This is a genomic window from Asticcacaulis sp. EMRT-3 (genome assembly GCF_030027245.1).
Classification (GTDB): domain Bacteria; phylum Pseudomonadota; class Alphaproteobacteria; order Caulobacterales; family Caulobacteraceae; genus Asticcacaulis.
On record NZ_JASERT010000001.1, the window covers coordinates 1,498,303 to 1,514,591 of the forward strand.

At 60.4% G+C, this 16,289-nt stretch carries 21 protein-coding genes and 1 tRNA gene; 8 read left to right on the forward strand and 14 right to left on the reverse strand.

Annotated features, from left to right (window positions below):
* Positions 1–79 precede the first annotated feature (79 nt).
* The 3 genes from gntA to QB905_RS07155 all read right to left on the reverse strand — a co-directional run bounded on the left by gntA (position 80) and on the right by QB905_RS07155 (position 2,912).
* On the reverse strand, positions 80–772 hold the full coding sequence (gene gntA, locus QB905_RS07145; protein ID WP_282973967.1) for a guanitoxin biosynthesis heme-dependent pre-guanitoxin N-hydroxylase GntA: 693 nt from the start codon (positions 770–772) through the stop codon (positions 80–82).
* A gap of 105 nt (positions 773–877) precedes the next feature.
* Positions 878–1,846, reverse strand: coding sequence for an ATP-grasp domain-containing protein (locus tag QB905_RS07150; RefSeq protein WP_282973968.1), 969 nt, complete (start codon positions 1,844–1,846; stop codon positions 878–880).
* Between the two features lie 121 nt (positions 1,847–1,967).
* Positions 1,968–2,912 (reverse strand): glucokinase, encoded by a 945-nt coding sequence (locus QB905_RS07155; protein WP_282973969.1) that lies wholly within the window; start codon positions 2,910–2,912, stop codon positions 1,968–1,970.
* A gap of 102 nt (positions 2,913–3,014) precedes the next feature.
* Here QB905_RS07155 and QB905_RS07160 point away from each other — a divergent pair, with 102 nt between their 5' ends.
* A complete protein-coding gene (locus QB905_RS07160; protein WP_282973971.1) occupies positions 3,015–3,821 on the forward strand; it encodes an NAD(P)H-hydrate dehydratase in 807 nt (268 codons plus the stop codon).
* Here the strand turns inward: QB905_RS07160 and msrA are convergent.
* On the reverse strand, positions 3,814–4,452 hold the full coding sequence (gene msrA, locus QB905_RS07165; protein WP_282973972.1) for a peptide-methionine (S)-S-oxide reductase MsrA: 639 nt from the start codon (positions 4,450–4,452) through the stop codon (positions 3,814–3,816). The genes QB905_RS07160 and msrA overlap by 8 nt on opposite strands.
* A gap of 165 nt (positions 4,453–4,617) precedes the next feature.
* On the opposite strand from msrA, the gene QB905_RS07170 reads away from it, so the two are divergent.
* Positions 4,618–4,707 (forward strand) — tRNA-Ser (locus tag QB905_RS07170).
* 218 nt (positions 4,708–4,925) lie between these two features.
* Positions 4,926–5,735, forward strand: coding sequence for a hypothetical protein (locus QB905_RS07175; RefSeq protein ID WP_282973973.1), 810 nt, complete (start codon positions 4,926–4,928; stop codon positions 5,733–5,735).
* Here the strand turns inward: QB905_RS07175 and QB905_RS07180 are convergent.
* Entirely contained in the window at positions 5,732–6,880 is a 1,149-nt protein-coding gene (locus QB905_RS07180; protein WP_282973974.1) for a BaiN/RdsA family NAD(P)/FAD-dependent oxidoreductase, read from the reverse strand. The two genes, QB905_RS07175 and QB905_RS07180, sit on opposite strands and share 4 nt — an antisense overlap.
* Positions 6,881–7,023: 143 nt before the next feature.
* On the opposite strand from QB905_RS07180, the gene QB905_RS07185 reads away from it, so the two are divergent.
* The 5 genes from QB905_RS07185 (at position 7,024) to QB905_RS07205 (ending at position 8,337) form a co-directional block, all read left to right on the forward strand.
* Entirely contained in the window at positions 7,024–7,152 is a 129-nt protein-coding gene (locus tag QB905_RS07185; protein ID WP_282973975.1) for an entericidin A/B family lipoprotein, read from the forward strand.
* A 141-nt stretch (positions 7,153–7,293) separates the two neighbouring features.
* Positions 7,294–7,419, forward strand: a complete 126-nt coding sequence (locus QB905_RS07190) for an entericidin A/B family lipoprotein (RefSeq protein ID WP_282973977.1) — start codon at positions 7,294–7,296, stop codon at positions 7,417–7,419.
* A 44-nt stretch (positions 7,420–7,463) separates the two neighbouring features.
* Positions 7,464–7,721 (forward strand): hypothetical protein, encoded by a 258-nt coding sequence (locus tag QB905_RS07195; protein ID WP_282973978.1) that lies wholly within the window; start codon positions 7,464–7,466, stop codon positions 7,719–7,721.
* Positions 7,715–8,041: a hypothetical protein gene (locus QB905_RS07200; protein WP_282973979.1), complete on the forward strand. Its 327-nt coding sequence runs from the start codon at positions 7,715–7,717 to the stop codon at positions 8,039–8,041. The genes QB905_RS07195 and QB905_RS07200 overlap by 7 nt, the downstream gene beginning before the upstream one ends.
* 125 nt (positions 8,042–8,166) lie before the next feature.
* Positions 8,167–8,337 (forward strand): hypothetical protein, encoded by a 171-nt coding sequence (locus QB905_RS07205; protein WP_282973980.1) that lies wholly within the window; start codon positions 8,167–8,169, stop codon positions 8,335–8,337.
* A 29-nt stretch (positions 8,338–8,366) separates the two neighbouring features.
* Here QB905_RS07205 and QB905_RS07210 read toward each other — a convergent pair.
* The 9 genes from QB905_RS07210 to secY all read right to left on the reverse strand — a co-directional run bounded on the left by QB905_RS07210 (position 8,367) and on the right by secY (position 16,253).
* Positions 8,367–9,309, reverse strand: a protein-coding gene (locus tag QB905_RS07210) for an IS630 family transposase (protein ID WP_282973982.1) whose coding sequence is annotated in 2 segments (ribosomal slippage) — positions 8,367–8,966 and positions 8,968–9,309 — 942 coding nt in all. Because the reading frame shifts where the segments join, the coding sequence is not laid out codon by codon here.
* Between the two features lie 91 nt (positions 9,310–9,400).
* Complete coding sequence (locus QB905_RS07215) at positions 9,401–10,825, reverse strand: Do family serine endopeptidase (protein WP_282973984.1); 1,425 nt, start codon at positions 10,823–10,825, stop codon at positions 9,401–9,403.
* Positions 10,826–10,990: 165 nt separating this feature from the next.
* Positions 10,991–11,146 carry a hypothetical protein gene (locus tag QB905_RS07220; RefSeq protein WP_282973987.1) on the reverse strand — a complete coding sequence of 52 codons (156 nt, stop codon included), beginning with the start codon at positions 11,144–11,146 and terminating at the stop codon, positions 10,991–10,993.
* 207 nt (positions 11,147–11,353) lie between these two features.
* Entirely contained in the window at positions 11,354–11,767 is a 414-nt protein-coding gene (gene rplQ, locus QB905_RS07225) for a 50S ribosomal protein L17 (RefSeq protein ID WP_282973989.1), read from the reverse strand.
* Between the two features lie 370 nt (positions 11,768–12,137).
* Positions 12,138–13,154: a DNA-directed RNA polymerase subunit alpha gene (locus QB905_RS07230; RefSeq protein WP_282973991.1), complete on the reverse strand. Its 1,017-nt coding sequence runs from the start codon at positions 13,152–13,154 to the stop codon at positions 12,138–12,140.
* Positions 13,155–13,223: 69 nt separating this feature from the next.
* Entirely contained in the window at positions 13,224–13,613 is a 390-nt protein-coding gene (gene rpsK / locus QB905_RS07235; protein ID WP_282973993.1) for a 30S ribosomal protein S11, read from the reverse strand.
* 12 nt (positions 13,614–13,625) lie between these two features.
* Complete coding sequence (gene rpsM, locus QB905_RS07240; RefSeq protein WP_282973994.1) at positions 13,626–13,994, reverse strand: 30S ribosomal protein S13; 369 nt, start codon at positions 13,992–13,994, stop codon at positions 13,626–13,628.
* 319 nt (positions 13,995–14,313) lie between these two features.
* On the reverse strand, positions 14,314–14,883 hold the full coding sequence (locus QB905_RS07245; protein WP_282973996.1) for an adenylate kinase: 570 nt from the start codon (positions 14,881–14,883) through the stop codon (positions 14,314–14,316).
* Positions 14,880–16,253 (reverse strand): preprotein translocase subunit SecY, encoded by a 1,374-nt coding sequence (gene secY, locus QB905_RS07250; RefSeq protein WP_282973998.1) that lies wholly within the window; start codon positions 16,251–16,253, stop codon positions 14,880–14,882. Before secY ends, QB905_RS07245 begins: the two co-directional genes overlap by 4 nt.
* Between the last annotated feature and the right edge of the window lie 36 nt (positions 16,254–16,289).

Sequence of the window (16,289 nt, forward strand, 5' to 3'; positions counted from 1 at the left end):
CCAAAAAGTGGATGCCACTTTTTGGAAAAACATGATGCGTAAGCAAAGACTTAGAGCGAGATGACGAGTCTATCTAAAGTCATCTTGCTCTAAACGGGCATTGCCAGTCGGAACCGACATGACGGCCACTGTATTGGGCGGCTTCGGAAGTATCGCCAAACCGCGACAGCATGGGATTGGGCGCTCCGGCCAGGGCGATGTCACGGCCGATAATGCTGGCGCGCAACGTCTCATAACGGCCATCAGCGCGCAATTGCTGAAACTGGTCGTGGGCGTTGAAGACGACAGCGGGTGCCGAAAAGCGCCGCGCCGGACGGCTGGCGCCCGGATGAAGGCCTACCAGATAAAAGGCCTCGCCAGCGAAGCTCAATGAAAAATCGGATCTTGCCGGATCGCTGCCGACACGCCGGTCATAGGCATAGCCACGCGCCACATCCAGATCGTGCAGCGCCTGAATGCGCGCCCACAGGGCCTGCTCGAAAGCCTCTTCCGACAAGGCGTCGCCTGTAGCGAAGATCACGACGAAGGATTGAAACAGGTCGGGGCTGGCAGCAAAATCGGCAGCAAAACCGGCCAGTCTGTCGAAGATGGCGGCGTCGTCACGCGGACACCTTATATCTCCGGCTTCCATAATGTGCATGTGATGACGGGCCAGAGCCGATCTGGCTCCGACGCACGGAAAACTTTTCTCACGGATGAAGGCCCGGAACAGCTCGCTTACGCCTTCAACCGGCTTTGACAGGCTCTGCGGCCCGTCGATTGCGTCAAACATAGGGACTCCCTTGTATGGACAGGCACCATAACCATTCACGGATAAGAGTGCTGTCCGGAAGCCGTGGATGTCCGGCAAGCAGACGATAAGCCTTATGCCCCCGCCTCAGCGCGCCACCAACCGCCGCAAGGCGCGCGCCAGCCGGTTCATCGAACGGATTTTGTCACCCCAGGACAAGGCGATCAGCGGGCCCAGATCGGTCTTGTTGACATCAACGATATAGATGCGGCCGTCGGAGCGGTCGCGCAATATGTCGAGCCCGCCCCAGTCCAGCCCCATGCGTGCGGTAAATTGCCGGATCAGGGCCTGTTCCTTCGGCGTATAGGTCTGGGCCATATCGGCCAGATAGGCGCGGCGATTATGGATCGAAAACCGGCCCTGCGGCGTTTTCACTTTGACCCAGACCAACACGGCCTCGCCACCGGCGCAGGGCGTGCGCAGATCATGGCAGCAACCTTCGTCATCGCGTGTATCGATGAGGCGCTGATACACAAAACCGGGACGCGGCGCACAGGGCGCCGTGATAACGCGCCCGCCATGAACGCCGTTTGTCTCAGGCTTCTCGACAATCTCGCCCTGCGCTGTCAGCGGATCGAGCGCCAGCGGATAGCCGAACACATCTTTGAAAACCTGAGCGACATGGCTCTTGGAGATATTGGTACATGTGGCATTGAGGCTGGTCATGGCGGGAAAGGCCTGAGGCCCGCCTATCGTGCTGTCATCAAAATAGACGCAAGCATCGGCATTCCCGGCGCTTGTCGCCAGATCAATGCCACCCCACATAGCTGCCCCGCGTAACAGATACCAGGCGCGCGGACGATCAGGCGCAAACCACAGACGCGGGCGCGGGCGACCGTTCAGGCGCGTGGCGAAGGACATGATATTCAGCAGTCCCAGATAGATGGCCCAATTGAAAATTTCATTCAGAACCGGGCCATTCAGGCGAACTTCGATTCCGGTCTTGCGGATCACAATGCGTCCGTCGCGCCATATGAAGTCATTCAGCCAGGTTTTATGCGGCGCGGATGGGGCTTCAGGCGGCGCATCACGCATCAGGGCTTCAGCAGGCGGCATCGCCTCTCCAACTGTCGCCTTATGTCCGCGACCGGAAGGACATTATCCACATTGCCATAAGTGACGGATGGCGAATGCGCCGCCCAATATCAGGGCATGGTAAAGACCTGCCGCCTGCTGTCTACTCGAACAAGGTGGCCAGACCCGACAATTCCATATCGGCTGCCAGGGTGCGAAACACCGGAATTTCGCGCACATAGGCGGCGCGCGGCCCCTTATCGAGATAGTGGCGGCAGAACAGCTCGGTATCGAACTGATCACCGATCATATCCAGCAAAGCGCCGGTCAGATACACCCCGCCGCTGGCCCCCATGATCAGGGCGACATCTCCGGCCATGCCCGCCAGAAAGCCGGTCATGATATCGAGGGTTTCACGCGCCGTGGCCTCACCTCTGCGGGCGGCATCAAGGATGGCGGCGGGCGTCATATCGGGCGCGGGCCGCCCTTCCAGACGGTGCAGGGCCTGCCAGATGGCTTTCAGCCCGGCCACTGAAATGCACGATTCGCGCGACACATAACCTGTCTGCGCACGAACCGCCTCGATAATGCGCCATTCGCGCTCGGTCTTAACCGGCATATCGGAATGGCCGCCTTCACCATGCAGGGCCGTCCAGCCGCCGAAGCCGTCCGATACCAGAGCCGCCAGACCCAGACCGTGATGCGGCCCCATCACGACGAGCGCATGTTCATCATTGACCTCGCCGCCGCTGATCTGCTGTCTTTCATCACGGCGCAGGCGCGGCACGGCCAGGGCGCGCGCCACAAAATTATTGAGAAAATTAACGCGCTGTATGCCCAGCAGTTCGCGCATCATATCGCGGTCGATACGAAAATCGACCCCGACCAGATGCAGATCGCCTTTCTGTTCCCAGCCGCGCGCCGAAACGGCCGCCGCCATCAGTTCAGGATCGCCCTGCCCGGCGAGCCATGCCTTGACGGCGCTGGCGAAATCCGCCCAATTGGCGGCTTGAAAACGTTCTACGGTTTCCGGTCGCCGCCCCGGCACCGCCAGCGCCAAAGCTATATCCGGCGCTTGTGACAGGTCGCACAAAAGTGCCAATGTCATGGTTCACTCCCAACACGCGGCTTTTGTTTTATGTGCCGCTTGCCATCATCCTCCCCCGATTGTCATAATAATTTGCAAATCAAATATCGTTTCAGGCCCTCTATGGACAATTCCCCCGCCCTCTGGCGTCTGCCTGCCCACGGCCGCGACGGCAGCAAATACGACCGCGGCCATTGCGTGGTGCTGGGCGGTTCGGTGAGCCACACCGGCGCGGCGCGGCTGGCGGCGCGCGCGGCCTTACGCATCGGGGCGGGCCTCGTCACTGTGGCCTGTGATCCGGCCAGCCTGATCGTTTACGCCACGGCGCTGGAAGCGGTGATGACGAAGGTGGTGAAGGATGCTGCGGCCTTTGCCGCCCTGCTGGAGGACGCGCGCATCACCTCGCTGGTGCTGGGCCCGGCGGCGGGCGTCAATGACCGCACGAAGGCGATGGTGCTGGCGGCGCTGCAAACAGGCAAGGCCTGTGTGCTCGACGCCGACGCCCTGACGGTTTTCCGCGAGGCGCCGCAGGCGCTTTTCGCGGCCATAGAGGGTGAAGTCTTGCTCACCCCCCACGAAGGTGAGTTCAAACGGCTGTTCGGTGAGGTGACGGACCGTGAGGCCGATGCGATGCGCGCCGCGAAAACATCCGGCGCGGTGGTGTTGCTGAAGGGGGCCGACACGGTGATCGCCGCCCCCGATGGCCGACTGGTGATCAACCGCGACGCACCGTCAAGCCTGGCCACAGCCGGTTCGGGCGATGTGCTGTCGGGGCTGGCGGGCGGGCTGCTGGCCCAGGGCATGACGGCCTTCGACGCGGCCTGCGCCGCCGCCTTCATTCACGCCGAAGCGGCCCGCCTGTTCGGCCCCGGCCTGATCTCCGAAGATTTGAGTGAAAAGGTGCCCGAAGTCCTGCGCAAACTCAGATAACGCAGACCGCGCCCGTGCCCTTCATAGCGCAATATCCGCCAGGATTCTTGTCGAGATAGCCCTGATGATAGCCCTCGGCAAAGTAAAACAGCGGCTGGCTGGCGGCGGGGACGATCTCGGTGGTGATCGGCCCCATGCCTTTTGCGCTGAGCGCCTTCTGGAATTCGGCGGCACTGGTCATGGCGGCCTCATACTGCGCATCGGTGGATGGATAGATGGCCGAGCGGTATTGTGTGCCGATGTCATTGCCCTGACGATGGCCCTGCGTGGGATCGTGATTCTCCCAAAACACCTTCAGGAGTTGGCCAAAGCTGATTTTCTGCGGATCATGGACCACCAGCACGCCTTCGGTGTGGCCGGTGCGGCCGGAGCAAACCTCCTCATAGGTCGGGTTGGGCGTATAACCGCCCACATAACCGGCGGCGGTGACATAAACCCCTGGCTGCTGCCAGAACTTGCGCTCCACGCCCCAGAAACAGCCCATAGCGAAGACCACGCTCTCCATACCCGCCGGATAAGGCCCTTTCAGCGGCCTGTGCAGCACCGTATGTTGCGCATCGGTGGCGAGCGGGTCGGGCCGTCCCGGCAGGGCGTCGGCAGGGGCAATCATCTCGGCTTTGCGACCAAACATGGTTTTGACCTTATCAATCTGGCGGATGGGAAGCGTAACTACGCCTTTGCCCCTCATATGGTTACAAAAAAAGCGTGTTGAAGAGGCCGATGAGGGATTGCGTCTTCGTGCGGCATGGGTATAAAGACCGCCTTCCGACAGGCGGCCAGTACGCCCGTAGTGAATGGACAGGTGGCGGAGTGGTCGATCGCGCACGCTTGGAAAGCGTGTGTACGTGCAAGCGTACCGAGGGTTCGAATCCCTCCCTGTCCGCCACTTTATAGCCCTCAAACCCGTTTTACACAAGGCGATGGCGATTTCCGAATCGCTTCGTACCCCCAAACTGACCCCAGAATAATATTCTAGCCAGTCTGGCTGGTCATGCACGAAGAAGTGCGCAGCCATGCCCGCATCCGCCGCGTTGCCGATGCTTTGTCCGAACGCCTGTCCGACTGGCTGAACACGCATTGACCTGGCCGCCGGAAGTGTCCACCATGACGGACGCGGCTGGGATCAGCACACCGGAGATCATGATGAACCTGCACAGGACATGGGCCGCGAACACTCTTGCCGGACTGGCCATGTTCGGGCTGTCCGCCTGCCAGGCCGCCAAGACAGATGCGCCACAAAACGCCGCTTCCAGCGCAAGTCCTGAGGCCAGCGAGGTTACATCCGCCCCCGCTAGCCTGTCGGCATCCTCCTCCAGCCTGTCCGCCCTGTCCCTGTCGCCGTCCGCCGGGCCCATTTCCTGTGCGGCCGAGATCGGTAAGGCCGCCGCCGAAAAGCGTGCGCACATCTGCCGCTCGGTGTCGCCCGCCACCCATCCGCCGTGCAATGCCGCCAATAGCTGCGCGATGATCGATAACGAAATCGCCCGTAGCTGCGCCCTGTTCGCTGATAAGGCCCCGGCCGATTGCCAGCCTGCGCCCAAGAGCCAGGCCGCCGCCGTGGCGGTGGTGAAACGTTATTATGCCGCCCTCAATGCCCGCGATTACGCCACGGCCTGGCAGCAATGGGGCGATAATGGCCCGCCCAACCAGAGCCTCAGCAAATTCGCCGCAGGCTTTGCCCATACGCGCTCCACCCAGGTCACCATCGGCCAGCTCGAACCCGCCGAGGGCGGCGCGGGTTCGATCTACCAGACGGTGCCCGTGACGGTCGAGGCCACACTCGACAACGGCCAGAGCCAGCGTTTTACCGGCGACTATATCGTGCGGCGCGTCAATGGCGTCGATGGTGCCACGCCTGCACAACTGCGCTGGCATATTGACATGGCCCATCTGAAGGCCGCGCCCACTGGCTAGGCCAGTATGGCGCGGGCGGCCACCACGGCGGTCGAGAAACAGGCCTGCAACAGATAGCCGCCGGTGGGGGCTTCCCAGTCGAGCATTTCGCCGACGCAATAGACGCCGGGCAGGGCGTTCAGCTCGAAATGGTTCGTCAGGCTGTCGAAAGCCACGCCGCCCGCGCTCGAAATGGCGCGCTCCAGCCCCTGCATAGCGGTCAGGCGCACCGTGACGGCCTTGGCATCAGTAGCGCCGGTTTCAAACATCAGGGCGATGGCGGCGGGGCTCAGGCCCAGCGCCTTGCGCAGGCGATTGCTGTGGCTGTCCTTGGGCGAGGCGCGGCCCAGCTTCGAGATCACCTGACCGGCACTGAGATCAGGCTTGAGATCGATCAGCAGGTCGGCGTGGCCGTGACGCGCGATGGCCTCACGCAAAGACCCGCTCAAGGCATAGACGGCCCCGCCTTCCAGTCCAAAGCGCGTCAGCATCAATTCGCCCCTGAGGGTGCGCCCGTCAAAGGTGACGGCGATGGTTTTGAGCGGCTGACCGGCGAAACGCTGCATCCCCTCAGACCAGCCGACCGAAAAACCGGCATTGGCGGGCTGAAAAGGCGCGACCATCACGCCGCGATCACGCAGCAGCCCCGCCCAGCCGCCATCGCCGCCCAAGCGCGGCCAACTGGCCCCGCCGAGCGCCAGTACGGTGGCATCTGCCACCACAGCCGCGCCATTGATCAGCAGGCGGCCCTGATCGTCCCAGCCCTGCCAGTCGCTGCGCATCTTAAGCCTGACGCCTTGCGCCTCCAGCCGCTGCAACCAGGCGCGCAACAGGGGTGAGGCCTTCATCGCCTTTGGGAAGACGCGCCCCGAACTGCCGGTGAAGGTCTGCGCGCCTAAGCCATCGGCCCAGGCGCGCAGGGCTGAGGGCGGGAAGGCTTCGAGGGCCGGACGCAGATGGGGCTTGCGTTTGCCATAGCGCGTGACGAAGCGCTCAAAGGCTTCGGAATGGGTCAGGTTAAGCCCGCCGCGCCCGGCCATCAGGAACTTGCGCGCCGGTGACGGCATTCGGTCATAGACCGTGACCCGGCAGCCAGAGGCGCTTAAAATCTCGGCCGCCATGAGCCCAGAAGGCCCGGCACCGATAATAGCGATGGTCTTGTTCATGCCGCGCTCAATAACCTTTTCAAGGTGTCATGACTACAGGCCCTGATGTTTTTGACCCTTGCGCCTCATTGAATCCTTATGCGGTATCACGGAAGCTGTGAACTCATGGCGAGCGGACGCCATTTCCACGAAAGGGATAAAACATGAAGCGCATCATTCTCGTTTCCATCATGGCCATGCTGCCTTTGCTCGCTGCCTGCCACACGGTTCAGGGCGCAGGCAAGGACATCAGCGCTGTTGGTCATGGCGTGACCGAAACCGGCGAACAATAGATTTTTCTTCGCTGACAAAAAGACGCCGTGGCCACAGGCTGCGGCGTCTTTTTGCTGTCTTGCCACAGGCCGGGCTTAAGCCTAGACATACCGTCATCGGAGATGAGTCTCCGCTCATTGTCTTCGTCCGGGAAAGCCACCATGAAACGCATCGTCATCGTCTCGCTTCTGGCCATGATTCCGCTGCTCGCCGCCTGCCATACCGTGCAGGGCGTGGGGCAGGACATCACCGCCGTCGGCAAGGGCATGGAACGCGCCACGCATTAAAAACCCGGACAGGGCGGGGCCGGGGGATCGCTTAAAGGATCGCCATGAGCTTTACGCGCTTCATAAGCTGGGTCGCTGAAAAGCTGATCGAACTGGTGCTGGCGGCGGCCCTGCTGCTGGTCGTGAAGTTTGCGCTGCCGCAGGAGGGGACCAGCTATGGCTCGCCCGCCGCCTTTCTGGCCGGGCTGCGTGACGCCTGGGCGGCCAATAGCGATGAGGCGGCCTTTCTGACCCACAGCTTTTTCGGCGGCCAGTGGTGGCGCTATGGCCTGCATGTCATGGCGGCGCGCTATGGGTGGTGATCGATTATTTTTACGTGGCGGCGCTGTATGGCCTGTTATCGCTATGGGCGCGGCTGGTCAGCGGTGCCGATTACCGTCGCCATGCCCTGATGGCCTTTGCGGCGGCCTTCATCCTGTTTTGTTTGAGATTTATCCCCGTTTATGACGCGCAAAATCTGCGTCTGGCCGTGGCCCTGCTGGCGGGTGGACTGCTGGTGTCTGCATTAAGCGCGGCGCTCGGCCAGGCGATCTGGCGCGGCCTGCGACCCGATGAGCCACCGCCACGCCCACGCAAGAGCGCTGCGTCAACCGGCCGTACACGGCTGCATTTCAGCGAATAAACGGGTTGCGTCGCCACAAAAGCATGGAATCGCAATGGGTATGACCTGACCGGACAATGGCTTTCTTATCATAGCCACGTTTTTATAGGCCTTCATCCGGTCTATGACATGAAAAGGACAGCGATATGCCGACAACACACGATCCGAGGGGCGGTTCCAGGGGACGCCGCCGTCTTCTGCTCATCGTGGTGACGATTGCGGTATTGGCCGTGATCGGTGGTCTGGCGATCATGATCGTCACGCCTGCCGCCATGCATGGCGAAAGGGTCAATTCCGCCGTCATCCAGAGTCAATGATTGCGCTCTAGACTCTTTTGTGATTAGGTTTACGCATACCCTGAGTTTCTGAGATAATTGGCACATTCTTGTTGAGAGAAGAGGTCGAGCAACTTGCCGATCCTGTTCCACAGTGTTTCGACCGTGCGTTCGGCGGCTTTTCGCAAGAGGGTTTTGAGCTTGGCGAAGACCTGTTCGATAGGGTTGAGATCAGGCGAGTAAGGCGGCAGGAACAGCAGGTGGACTTTGGCCTTGCGGAAGGCGCTTCGCACCGCCTTGCCTTTATGGCTTCCCAGATTGTCGAGGATAACAATGTCACCAGGTGAAAGCGTCGGGATCAAAACCTGCTCGACATAGGCTTTGAAGATGTCGCCATTGATGGCGCCATCGACGACGAAAGGTGCGTCGATGCGGTTGTGGCGCAAGGCGGCAAGGAAAGTGGTGGTTTTCCAGTGACCGAAGGGCGCTTTGGCCCGTAGCCGCCGACCTTTGCGGCATCGGCCGTGGGTGCGGGTCATGTTGGTCTTGGCCCAGGTTTCATCGATGAAGACAAGCCGCCTGGGATCAAGCCGGTTCTGATACTTGCGCCAACGTTCCCGTTTGCGCGCCACATCCGGCCGATCCTGCTCGCTGGGCAGCACGCTTTTTTTTGAAGCTGATCCCTTCTTCACGAAAGAAACGCGACAGCATACCGGTGTCCACCTTCACGCCGCGCTCGGCCAAAAGCTGGTCGCACAGCGCCTGTAAGGTAAGGTCAGCCACCTCGTCGATCCGGCGCAAAAGCCAGACACGTTCCGGCTTTACCTTCGAGGGACGGTGCCCGCCCGTGCCAGCAGGGCGACGGTCAGCCAAACGCTCATAACGCTGCAACCATTTAACAGCCGAAGCGTCACTCACGCCAAAATGTCGGGCGGCGGCACGCCGGCTCAAACCTTTATGCAAAACAGCGTTGATTACACGGTCACGCAAATCCTGAGAATAAGCCTTCGCCATCGGAACCGGCCTCCTAAATCCGGTCCCTATCTTGAATCATTATTCGACCGATTTGGGAATCCCCCGCGATTCAACCTCATCGCGGAACGCTCTAGCCGAAACTCGCCGTAATCGTCTGGTCGCCGCGCTGAATCGTCACCTGCCAGCGATGCGCCCTGCCTTGCGTGGCGGCCTGCACATCGGCGGTGGTGTTGATCGTCTTGCCGTTGATCGAACGGATGATGTCGCCGGGACGCAGGCCCACATTGGCGGCGTAACCGCCATCGACCTGGGAAATCATCACCCCCTTCGGCGCATCGAACGGATCAATGCCCAGATCATCAGCCACGGCGGGCGACAGATTGACGACATGGGCGCCGGCAAACGGGTTTTCGCCCTTCAGCACAATCTCATCGCGCGGCGGATTGCCGGAAGGCACCTCCGCCTTGAGATGCACATCGATCGGCTTGCCAGAGCGCAGCCCCTTGACCTCGACCGTATCGCCCGGTGACATCAGATTGATGCGGTATTTCAGCGAGGCCTCGTCATTGACTGCCTGACCGTCAAGCGAGATGATCACATCGCCGGTTTTCAGACCCGCCTTATCGGCGGGGCCTCCCGGATAGACATCGGACACCAGAACGCCTTCGGGACGATCCATGCCCAGACTGCTGGCAATATCGCCGGTGATGGTATTGCCCTTCAGGCCCAGCCACGGATGCGACAAATGGGTGGCCCCGCCCACCGCCGAATCGATCACCCGCTTGACCAGAGGGGCGGGAATGGCAAAACCGACGCCGGAGGATTGCCCCGCGCCAGACAGAATCATCGAATTGATACCGATCAGCCGTCCGTTCATATCGACCAGCGCCCCGCCCGAATTGCCGGGATTGATGGCGGCGTCGGTCTGGATATAGCTGCCGTCGCCCTGCCCCACATCGGTGCGGTCGAGCGCCGAAATAATGCCGTTGGTGACGGTCTGGCCGACGCCGAACGGATTGCCGATGGCCAGAACCAGATCGCCGACCTCCAGGTCGCGGTCGTTATCGAGCGCGATGGTCGGCAGGTTTTCGCCCTTGGTGTCAATCTGCAAAATGGCCAGATCGGTGCGCGGATCGGCCAGCAGCACCTTGGCCGGAAATTGTCTGCGGTCATTGAGCACCACCATAAAGGAGGTGCCACCGGCGATGACGTGATTATTGGTGACGATAATGCCGTCTTTACGCACAATCACGCCGGAACCGAGCGATTCCTGGGCGCGTGCCTGCGGCTGCATCCCCGAAAACATCTGCCAGAACGGATCGACCTGCTGGCGCACCACGCTCTTGGCATAGACATTGACGACGGCGGGCGCCACGGCCTTGACCACCGGCGCGAACGACGCCTTCATGCCGAGTGCACTCGACGGCACCTGACGCGGCTGGCCGGTATTGAAGGCGTCGCTGGAAAACTTATTCGCGTTTTGCGAATGGCTGGGCGAACAGGCCACCAGCAGGGCGGCAACAGAAAGATAAAGCGGGGCGCGCAGTCTGATCATGGCAATTTCCCTGAAGCGTATCGTTTCGCAGGGTTTCACCTTAAAAATCAATGCGGCCTTATCATGACGAGGGCCGATTATGTGGCAGGGAAATTATGCTGCCACGCATAAAAAAACCTCCGGCAGAGGCCCGGAGGTTTTCAATATAAAAAGCAACCCGGCTGATCAGTCGCTGGTGCGGATGCGATCCAGCACGGGGGCCGCGTAAACATCATGGTCTTCAAAGGCCATTTCGCCCGTGAAATCCATAGTTTCGGCAGGCTGTTCGGAAGACGCATTGCGCGCCATCTCGGCGGGGTCAATAAGGCTGGTATCAGTCATGTGGACCTCCTGTTTGCGAATGGAAGACGACGACCTGGGCACACAGGGCCTGTCACCGTCAGCTTAACCTAAACGCAGCCGCGCCAAACAGGAAATAACGCTTGATACCTTTTTGATCACACCTGCGTTAACAGAGGTAAAGAACAGGTAAAGAAAAAGGCCCCCGCACAGCAGGAGCCTTTGTCCGTACAGGCTTGGAAACCCGTCCTATTCTTCGCCTGCAGCTTCGAACACCGGGCCCGAATCCTTGCCCTTTTCGTTTTCGTCGCGGTCAACGAACTCGATAATGGCCATAGGGGCATTGTCGCCGTGGCGGAAACCGGCCTTCATGATGCGGATATAGCCACCGTTACGCTCGGCATAGCGCGGGCCAAGCACGGCGAACAGCTTGCCGACCTGCGGAATGTCGCGGACGCGCGAAAGGGCGATGCGGCGGTCGTGCAGCGTGCCCGACTTGGCCAGCGTGACCAGCTTTTCGACGAAGGGACGCAGTTCCTTGGCCTTCGGCAGGGTGGTGACGATCTGTTCGTGCTTGATGAGCGAGGCCGACATGTTGGCGAACATGGCGATACGGTGCGAAGTGGTGCGACCGAGTTTGCGATAGCCGGAGCCGTGACGCATGATAAATTCTCCAAAAGACCGGCGCCACGCAGGCGTCACGATCTCCCAAAAACGAGCCCGAAAACAAAGGTCAAAGGCCGACCGGCCCGTGCCCGCTCCGAACGTCCGCCTCAAAAAAGAAGCGGAAATTACCGGGACAAGGTTTTGGTCTTTCCCGGTAAGTTGAAGAAGCCTTCAGTATGCCCCCTCCCCCGCTTCGCGGTCCCCCTCCCCCGTGAACGGGGGAGGAGAAGGAAGGAAAATCCTGAATATCTTCTCCTATAAAAAGGGAAAGCCGGAAGCGAATTCACTTCGCTTCCGGCTTTCTCGATCTTCATACACATAAAAAGTACACTGAGGCGACAGCCGAAGGACTTTTTATGTGAGACTCTTAGATCTGGTCTTCGAACTTCTTGGCCAGATCTTCGACGTTTTCCGGCGGCCAGTTCGGCACATCCATGCCGAGCGACAGGCCCATAGATTGCAGAACTTCCTTGATTTCGTTGAGCGACTTGCGGCCGAAGTTCGGTGTGCGCAGCATTTCGCTTTCGGTCTTCAGGATCAGGTCGCCGATATAGACGATATTGTCGTTCTTCAGGCAGTTGGCCGAACGGACGCTGAGTTCCAGTTCGTCAACCTTCTTGAGCAGGGCCGGGTTGAACGGCAGCTCAGGCTTGCCTTCTTCAACAACCGGTGCCTTTGGCTCTTCGAAGGTGATGAAGATTTGCAACTGGTCTTGCAGGATACGCGCCGCGAAAGCGACGGCGTCCACCGGCGTGACGGCGGCATTGGTTTCAACATCGAGGATCAGCTTGTCGTAATCGAGCGATTGACCCTGACGGGTCGGCTCGACGCGGTAAGCCACCTTCTTGACCGGCGAATAGAGCGCATCGACGGCGATCAGGCCGATCGGGGCGTCTTCGGGACGCAGGCGGTCGGCGGGCACATAGCCCTTGCCGTTCTGGATGGTGAATTCCATACGCACCGAAGCGCCTTCGTCCAGCGTACAGATGACGTGGTCGGGATTGAGCACTTCGATGTCGGCCGGAGCGTCGATCTGGCCAGCGGTGACCGGGCCAGCGCCCGTGGCGCGCAACACCATGCGCTTCGGGCCTTCCGCGTGCATACGCAGGGCCAGTTGCTTGATGTTGAGGATGATGTCGACGACGTCTTCGCGGACGCCTTCGATGGACGAGAATTCATGCACAACGCCGTCGATCTGTACCGATGTGACAGCGGCGCCTTGCAGCGAGGAGAGGAGCACGCGGCGCAGGGCATTACCCAGCGTCACGCCGAAACCGCGTTCCAGCGGCTCGGCGACGAGACGCATCTTACGCGAGGGGTCGGAACCCGCTTCGACTTGTGGCTTCTCAGGACGAATAAGCTGTTGCCAGTTTCTTTCGATCATTGCGTCCCTCAAGACAGGAATGGTCGCCCCGCCAGGAGCGGAGCGACTGAAAATTTAGGGAAAAATATATTAAACGCGACGACGCTTAGGCGGACGGCAGCCATTGTGCGGGATCGGCGTCACATCACGGATCGTGGTGATGGTGAAACCGACCGCTTGCAAGGCGCGCAGAGCCGATTCACGTCCGGAACCGGGGCCAGCCACGCTGACTTCCAGAGTCTTGACGCCATGCTCGATGGCCTTTTTACCGGCGTCTTCAGCCGCCACCTGGGCCGCATAAGGAGTCGACTTACGCGAACCCTTGAAGCCCATAGCACCGGCCGACGACCACGACACGGCATTACCCTGCGCGTCGGTGATCGTGATCATGGTGTTGTTGAACGAGGCGTTGACGTGCGCCACGCCCGACGTGATATTCTTGCGCTCGCGCTTTTTGACGCGGGAAGCTTCCTTGGCCATCAGTGCCTATCCTTACTTCTTCTTGCCGGCGATCGGCTTGGCCGGGCCCTTGCGGGTGCGGGCATTGGTGTGTGTGCGCTGGCCGCGAACGGGCAGGCCCTTACGGTGACGCAGGCCGCGATAGCAGGCCAGATCCATCAGGCGCTTGATGTTCATCGAAACTTCGCGGCGCAGATCGCCCTCAACCGTATAGTCGCGGTCGATGGTTTCGCGGATCTGCAAGACTTCAGCGTCGGTCAGTTGATTGACGCGGCGTGCGTCTTCGATGCCGACTTTCTGAACGATTTCTTCGGCGTGTTTCGCGCCGATGCCGTGAATATACTGGAGCGCGATGATCACGCGCTTATTGGTCGGGATGTTGACGCCTGCAATACGGGCCACGGTAGTCTCCTGCAACGCGCCACTTCAGAGCGCATCTCTTAAAACGAAAGATGACACGTATACGACTCCAGTCACACCGAATCCGATCGGCTGGAGGCCCATACGCGTGATTTCGCGGAAGCTGCCCCTTATAGAAGGGTTTTAGCTCCCGTCAATGGCTAAGTTTCAAAAAAAGCAAGGCCAAATCGCTTTGGTCACGCTTTCTTAACGATAGTCCGGGGCTTCGGCGTTTGATACCGCCTCGCCCGTCGTGGTAGCAGGGCCGAAACCCTTGCCGTGAAAGCCTTTCAGCCCCACGGCGAATAGTCTTGCCAAAGCCTCAGGCCGTTTCGGTCAGGGCTTCGTCGATACGTTCGGCGATGGCGTCCACCGCCCCCATGCCGTCAACCTCGAACAACTTGCCCTGCGCCGCGTAATAGGGCAGCAGAGGCGCTGTCTGGGCATTATAGGCGGCGAGGCGCACCTTATAGGATTCAGGATTGTCGTCGGGACGGCCTTCTTCGACGAAGCGCTTTTCGATGCGCGCCACAAGCGCCGCCTCATCGACCTTCAGCCGCACCACCTTGTCGATGCGCGCGCCCCGCTCGGCCAGCATTTTGTCGAGCGCCTCGGCCTGGGCCACGGTGCGCGGAAATCCGTCGAAAATCGCGCCGCCAGCCTTCTCCGCCGCCGGCAGATTGGCCCTGATCAGGTCGATGACGATCTCGTCCGAAACAAGTGCGCCTTGCGCCAGTATGTCCTTGACCTTCAGGCCCAGCTCCGTGCCCGCCGCAATGGCGGCGCGCAGCATATCACCGGTTGAAAGCTGCACCATGCCGCGCCCGGCCACCAGGCGCTTGGCCTGGGTGCCCTTGCCCGCCGCCGGCGGGCCAAACAGAATAATATTCATCGCAGCGCCCCCCGGGTGGCGGCACCGCGGCCGCCTTTCATTTTCGATTTCTTGATCAGTCCGTCATACTGGTGCGCCAGCAGATGTGACTGAATCTGGGCCACGGTGTCCATCGTCACGGTAACGACGATCAGGATCGAGGTGCCGCCGAAATAGAAGCTGTTGCCGAGGTCGGAAATCAGGAATTCCGGCAGCAGACAGACGATGGTGATATAGGCCGCGCCGATGACGGTGATGCGCGACAGCACATAGTCGAGATATTCCGCCGTGCGCTTGCCTGGCCGGATGCCGGGCAGAAAGCCGCCGTATTTACGCAGGTTTTCGGCAGTTTCATCCGGGTTGAACACGAGCGAGGTGTACAGGAAGGTGAAGAAGATGATCATGACCGCATAGAGGGCCATGAAGACCGGCTGGCCGTGCTGGAGCATGGCCGTCAGATTGGGCAGCCAGCCCATCCAGGTCGGGATCTTGTCGGGATTCTTACCCACGAACGTCAGGATCGAGGTCGGCATCAGCAGCAGGGAAGAGGCAAAGATCGGCGGAATAACGCCCGCCGTATTGACCTTCAGCGGCATGAAGGACGATTCGCCGCCCATGATCTTGTTGCCGACCTGGCGCTTCGGATACTGCACCAGCAGGCGGCGCTGGGCGCGCTCCATGAAAACGATGAAGATCACCGCGCCGATCAGCACGGCCAGGATCAGCACGAGCACCGCCGGATTGATGTCGCCGGTCGACGACATCGACATCAGATTGCCGAGCGTATTCGGCAACACGGCCACGATACCGGCGAAAATGATCAGCGACGAGCCATTGCCAACGCCGCGCGACGTCACCTGCTCACCGAGCCACATCAGAAACAAGGTGCCGCCGGTCAGGGTCACCATAGCCGTGATAATAAAGAAGGGGCCGGGATTGATGGCCATGCCGCCCGCCTGCATGGCGGCGGCGATACCAAACGACTGGATCAGGCCCAGGATCACAGTCAGATAGCGCGTATATTGGTTAAGCTGCTTGCGACCGGCTTCGCCACCCTCTTTGCGCAACTTTTCCCAAGGCGCATAGACTGAGCCCATCAACTGGATGATGATCGAGGCCGAAATATAGGGCATCAGGTTGAGCGCGAACACCGCCATACGCTGCACAGCACCGCCGGAGAACATGTTCATCATGCCGAAAATGCCTTTCGACTGATCGGCGAAGGCATGATCGAAGGCCACCATATTGATACCCGGCAGCGGGATATAGGTGCCCAGCCGGTACACGATCAGCGCGCCCAGCGTAAACAGCAGGCGCTTGTGCAGGTCGGTGGCCTTGGCGAAGGCCCCGAAATTCATATTGGCGGCGAGTTGTTCTGCGGCTGAAGCCATTACTGTCCTCGAAAGCGCGGGCGTTTCATGCCCTTA

Bases quoted from the DNA above. Each gene is read 5' to 3' on its own strand.
- gntA (WP_282973967.1), bottom strand. From the start codon at position 772: ATGTTTGACGCAATCGACGGGCCGCAGAGCCTGTCAAAGCCGGTTGAA.
- QB905_RS07150 (WP_282973968.1), bottom strand. From the start codon at position 1,846: ATGCCGCCTGCTGAAGCCCTGATGCGTGATGCGCCGCCTGAAGCCCCA.
- QB905_RS07155 (WP_282973969.1), bottom strand. From the start codon at position 2,912: ATGACATTGGCACTTTTGTGCGACCTGTCACAAGCGCCGGATATAGCT.
- QB905_RS07160 (WP_282973971.1), top strand. From the start codon at position 3,015: ATGGACAATTCCCCCGCCCTCTGGCGTCTGCCTGCCCACGGCCGCGAC.
- msrA (WP_282973972.1), bottom strand. From the start codon at position 4,452: ATGTTTGGTCGCAAAGCCGAGATGATTGCCCCTGCCGACGCCCTGCCG.
- QB905_RS07175 (WP_282973973.1), top strand. From the start codon at position 4,926: ATGACGGACGCGGCTGGGATCAGCACACCGGAGATCATGATGAACCTG.
- QB905_RS07180 (WP_282973974.1), bottom strand. From the start codon at position 6,880: ATGAACAAGACCATCGCTATTATCGGTGCCGGGCCTTCTGGGCTCATG.
- QB905_RS07185 (WP_282973975.1), top strand. From the start codon at position 7,024: ATGAAGCGCATCATTCTCGTTTCCATCATGGCCATGCTGCCTTTGCTC.
- QB905_RS07190 (WP_282973977.1), top strand. From the start codon at position 7,294: ATGAAACGCATCGTCATCGTCTCGCTTCTGGCCATGATTCCGCTGCTC.
- QB905_RS07195 (WP_282973978.1), top strand. From the start codon at position 7,464: ATGAGCTTTACGCGCTTCATAAGCTGGGTCGCTGAAAAGCTGATCGAA.
- QB905_RS07205 (WP_282973980.1), top strand. From the start codon at position 8,167: ATGCCGACAACACACGATCCGAGGGGCGGTTCCAGGGGACGCCGCCGT.
- QB905_RS07215 (WP_282973984.1), bottom strand. From the start codon at position 10,825: ATGATCAGACTGCGCGCCCCGCTTTATCTTTCTGTTGCCGCCCTGCTG.
- QB905_RS07220 (WP_282973987.1), bottom strand. From the start codon at position 11,146: ATGACTGATACCAGCCTTATTGACCCCGCCGAGATGGCGCGCAATGCG.
- rplQ (WP_282973989.1), bottom strand. From the start codon at position 11,767: ATGCGTCACGGCTCCGGCTATCGCAAACTCGGTCGCACCACTTCGCAC.
- QB905_RS07230 (WP_282973991.1), bottom strand. From the start codon at position 13,154: ATGATCGAAAGAAACTGGCAACAGCTTATTCGTCCTGAGAAGCCACAA.
- rpsK (WP_282973993.1), bottom strand. From the start codon at position 13,613: ATGGCCAAGGAAGCTTCCCGCGTCAAAAAGCGCGAGCGCAAGAATATC.
- QB905_RS07245 (WP_282973996.1), bottom strand. From the start codon at position 14,883: ATGAATATTATTCTGTTTGGCCCGCCGGCGGCGGGCAAGGGCACCCAG.
- secY (WP_282973998.1), bottom strand. From the start codon at position 16,253: ATGGCTTCAGCCGCAGAACAACTCGCCGCCAATATGAATTTCGGGGCC.